This window comes from Rickettsiales endosymbiont of Peranema trichophorum (genome assembly GCF_004210275.1).
In the GTDB taxonomy this organism is placed as follows: domain Bacteria; phylum Pseudomonadota; class Alphaproteobacteria; order Rickettsiales; family Midichloriaceae; genus RICK02.
Genome location: NZ_SCFA01000012.1, coordinates 1 through 5,429 on the forward strand (window position 1 = coordinate 1; position 5,429 = coordinate 5,429).

6 protein-coding genes are annotated in these 5,429 nt (G+C 43.0%); all 6 read right to left on the bottom strand.

Annotated features, from left to right (window positions below; translation table 11 throughout):
• Window positions 1–134: 134 nt before the first annotated feature.
• On the bottom strand, window positions 135–1,148 hold the full coding sequence (lpxK, locus tag EDM53_RS00530) for a tetraacyldisaccharide 4'-kinase (RefSeq protein ID WP_130121381.1): 1,014 nt from the start codon (window positions 1,146–1,148) through the stop codon (window positions 135–137).
• Window positions 1,149–1,176: 28 nt separating this feature from the next.
• Window positions 1,177–2,529, bottom strand: coding sequence for an ankyrin repeat domain-containing protein (locus EDM53_RS00535; RefSeq protein WP_130121383.1), 1,353 nt, complete (start codon window positions 2,527–2,529; stop codon window positions 1,177–1,179).
• The gene (locus EDM53_RS00540; protein WP_130121385.1) at window positions 2,516–2,929 is read right to left on the bottom strand and encodes a DUF2497 domain-containing protein; all 414 of its coding nucleotides are present in this window, start codon (window positions 2,927–2,929) and stop codon (window positions 2,516–2,518) included. Before EDM53_RS00540 ends, EDM53_RS00535 begins: the two co-directional genes overlap by 14 nt.
• 109 nt (window positions 2,930–3,038) lie before the next feature.
• Window positions 3,039–4,052 (bottom strand): glycosyltransferase family 4 protein, encoded by a 1,014-nt coding sequence (locus EDM53_RS00545; protein ID WP_207215385.1) that lies wholly within the window; start codon window positions 4,050–4,052, stop codon window positions 3,039–3,041.
• 22 nt (window positions 4,053–4,074) lie between these two features.
• Entirely contained in the window at window positions 4,075–4,236 is a 162-nt protein-coding gene (locus EDM53_RS06005; protein WP_165379505.1) for a hypothetical protein, read from the bottom strand.
• A gap of 65 nt (window positions 4,237–4,301) precedes the next feature.
• Window positions 4,302–5,429 (bottom strand): PD-(D/E)XK nuclease domain-containing protein (locus EDM53_RS00550; RefSeq protein ID WP_165379506.1); only part of this gene is annotated, 1,128 nt, incomplete at its 5' end.

Consider the following 5,429-nt stretch of genomic DNA (forward strand, 5'->3'; position numbering starts at 1 on the left):
CATATTGCACCTCAAACGTCAACATTTGGCTATAAGCCTTTGCAAAAAACATAAATCGCACGGAAATTGAGACCAGCACTCTAATACAGATATTCAAAATCTAGACTTTTGACGAATGGACTTGGTATAACCACTCAGAATGAGCTAGGCAATAGGTCTAGTAAGGCTAGGAATTCCTGTGGTAGCTCATACGCTATCTCCAGGCATGTTGTGTGTTGTAAGTAGTGCTTCGGTATTTTGACGTAATCCTTGCTCGTGGTTAATACCTTGATGCCGGTTTTTTGGCTGATTTCAAAGATGGCGTTAAACTCAGCATCTGTGTAGATGTGATGATCACCAAAGATGAACACATCCTTCATCGTTATGTTGAGGCCTTTCAATGTGTTTAAAAACCTCTCTGGTTCAGCAATGCCAGCCAACACCAAAAAGGTGCCATTTGAGATTTCTTTAGCATTGGTAACTACCAGGTTCGCCTTAAAAACAGGTAGGCCGTAACGTAAATTTGCAAGCCTCACATGCTCCTCTTCTGAAGCCTCTCCGGTTGTGAGAATACAGTCCGCTTTAGCTAGGCTCAAAGCAAGCGGCTCACGTAGAGGACCAGATGGTAAGACCATGTGATTGCCAAATTGATACGATAAATTGACAACTAAGATTGAAAAAGTCTTGGCAATGCTATGATTTTGTAAGCCATCGTCTAAAATCACGACTTGAGCACCGTTTTTTGTCGCATCACTTGCTACTGCCTGTTTGTTAGCTCCAACAAATGTGTTAGCTACACGTGCTAGTAGCAGCGCCTCATCCCCGACAACCTTGTAATCTTGAGAGGTGACAGCAATGCTGTTCTTGCTAGTGCTGCTGTGGCCCATATAGCCTCTTGAGGCAAATGCTACGTTACGGCCTTGAGCTTGTAGATATCGTGCGATTGCGATTGCGATAGGCGTTTTACCGCTTCCGCCGACCACAGCATTCCCGACGCATATAACGGGCACCGAAAGCTTTACAGGCTTTGCAAGAAAGTATCGCAAGCATACAATTGCCAAGTATATAAGCGACAGTGGCAGTAACAAAATAGAGACGACATTGATGGTCCTCCAAAACCTCGGCTTGCTTAAACGAAAGAAACTCATGAGGATTTGGGAGATGAACATGTTTCTATAGACATTGCAATGAGTTTGTCTACTTAATCAATGGCGTGCACCTTTTTTGAGACACCTGTGCATGTGTCTCCAAGTATCCCATAGATGGATACTCCGCTGGATCATATGTAGGTCCCAAGGGCGCATGCTCCTCTACAGGTTGCTCAAGATCGTATGGCTTCGCTTCAGAGGCCTGTAACTCATTTTTAATTTGATATGTCGTTAAAATATCGTAAATGTGTTGATAACCGTAGGCCTTTGCAATTGTGAAAGCATCGTTACATTCAGAATTGGTCATGTTGGGAGACGCGCCCCCCTTTAACAACAAGGATACCATGCGCGGATTGTTGTTAAGTACAGCATACATTAAAGCAGTATCGCCATTTTCGTTAGTCATGTTTGGGTTTGCGCCGTTCTCAAGCAGATATCGAACAGCCCCAATTGCGTTAAGTTCCGCAAAGTGTATGAGTTCACTGTTGTCCGCCTTCTTTGCTATCAACATACCTATTGTCTCACTATGCGTCGTGCTGTACTGCAAGGCCCTCTTGTTGTTTTTGTCAAGGATGGTGTAGTCTATGCCGCTGTCTATTAGCGTCGTCATCGCATTAAGGTCATCAGACAGTACCGCTATGTGCAAGGCCGTTTTGCCGTCGTTTGCTTGTATGTTTAAATCCGCACCCTTCAATATGAGGTACTTGTAAATCTTTTCATCGTGATTTTGAACAGCGTACATTAGAGGAGTGTAGCCGTTTTTAACGTCTCGAGCATTGATGTTAGCTCTTCTACCAAGCAAAGCCCTCACATCGCCTATGCTGCTTTTATCAACCGCATCAAATAGGTATTCGGTGTACTTCTCCTGATACAAGGCAGTCGGTAGATGTTGATTGTTAGGACCATACTCCCGTTTGTTAATGCTTGGAGAAGGCTTCTGATTGCGATAGTCGTACACCTTCCTGGCTTGAATGTACGGTATTTTTTGTTGGTTCACAGCAGTTTTAAAGTCTTCAAATTCCTTAGACTTGAGCTTGATAGCCTGGGGCTTTGGTTTGGCCGGTGGAGTTTTGGGAGGCGTAGGAGGAGGTGGTAGAGTAGGCGCTATGGTAGGCCCAGGAGGAGCGATGACTTGAGGCTCTGCCTTTGGTTCTGTAGTTTTTATCTCCGTGGGACCAGCTGGTGCCTGACTTGAAGTGTGCTCCTCTGGCTTATTGTCTAAATTTGAAACGGCGTTGATGGTTGATTGATTGGCTGGCTTTTGATCAAAACGGCTTTGTACTTTTTCATCAAGCGTTGCAATCTCTTTGAAAAAAGACTCAGACTGCGATGTTGCAAAAGCGAACTCTGCAAGACCGATACACGCGATGAATGTAAAAAAATTTGTGCTACTTTGCCTCATATAACCTTTCAATTTTTCTTTCTATGACATCTTCTACGATTTTTTGTAAATTGGTGTCTAGCCACTTGTCTAGCTTAGGGTGAAGCATTTCCACGATCACTTCTTCTAAGGTCTTGGAATGGTCCAAAGGTTTGGTGCTATGAAGTGTGCTTTCTGTAAGGGCCTTGAGCATTTGCCGTATCTCGGTAACAACATCAGACGTAGCTTCATGTTTAAGCGTAGGTTGTTGCTCCGAACTCAAAGTGCTCCGCTTATCGTCGCCAATCTGTTCTCCAGACTTTACTACATCCGTCAGTTCCAAAATATTGGTATTAAGCTTGCTCTGAGGGGATGTGATCGTTTCTTTGATATCGTTCAAGATGTTATCGATTTCTTTCGCAACTTCACTTTTTCCTTGCATATCGTAAACGTATTGTTTGTAATCATAGCATTTTAGAGCTTAGCTTTACTGTACAGCTGCTGTCAATGATTGTTTTTATCTTTCCATCAAAGCGATGAAGCATTCAGTGTCACTTGCAGTTGGTGTGTACTTGGTTCGCAACTACCTCTTGTAAACGCTGTGAGACGATGTCTTGTGAATACCGCTCCATAACCGTTTGAAAGCCGTGTTGTGCGATATCGTACACTAGTTGAGGTGAGGCAATCAGGGATTGAATGCGATCCGCAAGTTCACTAGCATTCCCTGCAGCACATAATATGCCGTTATAATCGCTTTGAATGATGTGTGAAGGGCCTCCAGATCTTGTAGCAATGACGGCCTTTGAATGTTTAAACGCCTCAAGTATCACTATACCAAATGGTTCGTCTATTGATGGTAAGCAGAAGATGTCTATTCCGTCATAAAATGACTGTTTGTCTGCTACCCAGCCGATGAACCTCAGTTCATTTGATAAGTTTAGTGTGTCGGCAAGCCTCTTTAGCTCATCACATTCTTCGCCGTCACCACCAAGCACAGCAGAAAATTTGATTTTTCTGGCTTTTAGTATGCTTAATGCACGAATAAATAGGTCAAAGCCCTTCTTTTTTACAAACCTTCCAATTGCACCTATAACTGGAACAGGGCGCAGTTGTGGTGCCGTAAATTGCAAGTGCGGTTCGACAGTGACCATGTTGGGTATTGTTACTATGTTGTTCGCATCGTAGCCACCGCATATCACTTCATCTCTTAAGTGCTCAGATACCGCGATTATAAAATTACTTTTTAGCAAAGCTCGATAGCTGTGGTTATGACATAGAGAGATCACGGGTATTTCTCCCGCTGCTTTTTGAAACAAGCTTGCAGCTCTTGTACCGTGTGTGATAATCAGATGCGGAGATTCCTTTTTTAAAATTCTCTTTAAGTTAAGAATTGTAAACGGGTCAAATTTACAAAAATTGTGAACCTCGTAGCAGGGGGATTCCGCCCCTTTTGCAACCTTTGAGCCCGAACGGACAATGGATACCACAGACATACCACGTAGCCGTAGCATTTGCGAGTAGTCAAGGAAGGCTTGCTCTATACCCCCCATGCCTTTGCTGAGCATTGCGTTACAGACTTTAATTGAGTCATTCATCTGTTTGTGGAGTAATGGTACCAACCCTTGATTCAATTGCATCCTCACGAAATGCATCTTCCTGAAGTAAAAGTAGTCCGGACACTATAAGAACAAAGCTTAAAAGCAACATAAGCTGGAGTTTTATAGGGCTACACTTGCAGTCGTTGCTCATATTTTTAAAGGTTTAAAACACATTGAAAGTCAACATAGCACATTTTACATGAAACACCAGCTTCATCAGCTGCTCTCAATACATGTGATTTGTTCAGACCCATACACCAGTTCCATGTGCTTACCGCAAAATGCAAGGCCTATTGCTAAAACCTCCTTGACCCCCTTTTGCTTGCACATCTCTATGTACTGACGCTCTTTGATTTGCTTCAAGGCCTCCTCAGCTTTTTCATGAAGGGTCTCTAGGCTATCACTGGTCTTAAACTCCAAAAGTATGCCAGCTCTAGTGATATCCTTTGGTATTAAGGCTACGTCGCATCTCCCTAGACCCGCCTCTTTGTTTGATTGAATGTCGTACTCTCCTCTAAGCCCCACCACAAGACCCAATATAAACACATGAAATACCTGCTCAGGAGTGTTCTTGTTAAAATCAAAGTAGCTGCCGCTTTGTATGATATAGCTTGAGATGTACAGCTTAAATTTCTCCACATCCCCATCCGCTAAACTTCTTACAAAGCTCTCGTATGAGTTCAAGCTTACTCCTCTGCTAAACCAATCGTCTACTATGTCATCGTATACAAAGCTCACCTCTTTGTTGGGTATAGATAAATGACATATCAGCTTGTTGCCTTGTCGCTCCTTACGAAGCACCTTTAAATACCCAGCGTATAACAACAAGCTCCACAAAGCTTCTGCCTTCTTCCGTATATCGGGAAATACCAGATTTTCCGATAATGCTTGTTGTATCACTTTTCCTTGCAACAGGTCTTCAAAGGCCTTCTTCACTTCTGGTTTTGCTTTCCTTAATAGATCGCCTATCAATTGGTTGCTCGACGTGTTGACCCAGTATTCATCTAACTCGCCATGGTTCTTTAAACATTTTATTATAGACCATGGATTGTATAATACGTGTCTGCCTATTTGATAGCCGTTGTACCATTCTTTTATCTCACTAATCGATATGGGTTGTTTTGTTGCCTCCAAGAGCTTGAGCACTTCTTCTTCGGTAAATCCAAAATATTGGCCATAATCTTCTCGCAATAAGGAGTATACTTCTATATTGTTCAATCCAGAGAACAGACTTTCCTGCGAGATACGTGCTATTCCCGTAACTACGGCTTTTGTGAGGTAGCTGTTATCCTTGAGGGCTTGACCTAGTATACCACGCATTAGCTCCACCATCTTCTCGTAGTA

Excerpts from the sequence above, each read along its gene's own strand:
- EDM53_RS00535 (WP_130121383.1), bottom strand. The coding sequence starts at position 2,529 with ATGAGGCAAAGTAGCACAAATTTTTTTACATTCATCGCGTGTATCGGT.
- EDM53_RS06005 (WP_165379505.1), bottom strand. The coding sequence starts at position 4,236 with ATGAGCAACGACTGCAAGTGTAGCCCTATAAAACTCCAGCTTATGTTG.
- EDM53_RS00545 (WP_207215385.1), bottom strand. The coding sequence starts at position 4,052 with ATGCTCAGCAAAGGCATGGGGGGTATAGAGCAAGCCTTCCTTGACTAC.
- EDM53_RS00540 (WP_130121385.1), bottom strand. The coding sequence starts at position 2,929 with ATGCAAGGAAAAAGTGAAGTTGCGAAAGAAATCGATAACATCTTGAAC.
- lpxK (WP_130121381.1), bottom strand. The coding sequence starts at position 1,148 with ATGTTCATCTCCCAAATCCTCATGAGTTTCTTTCGTTTAAGCAAGCCG.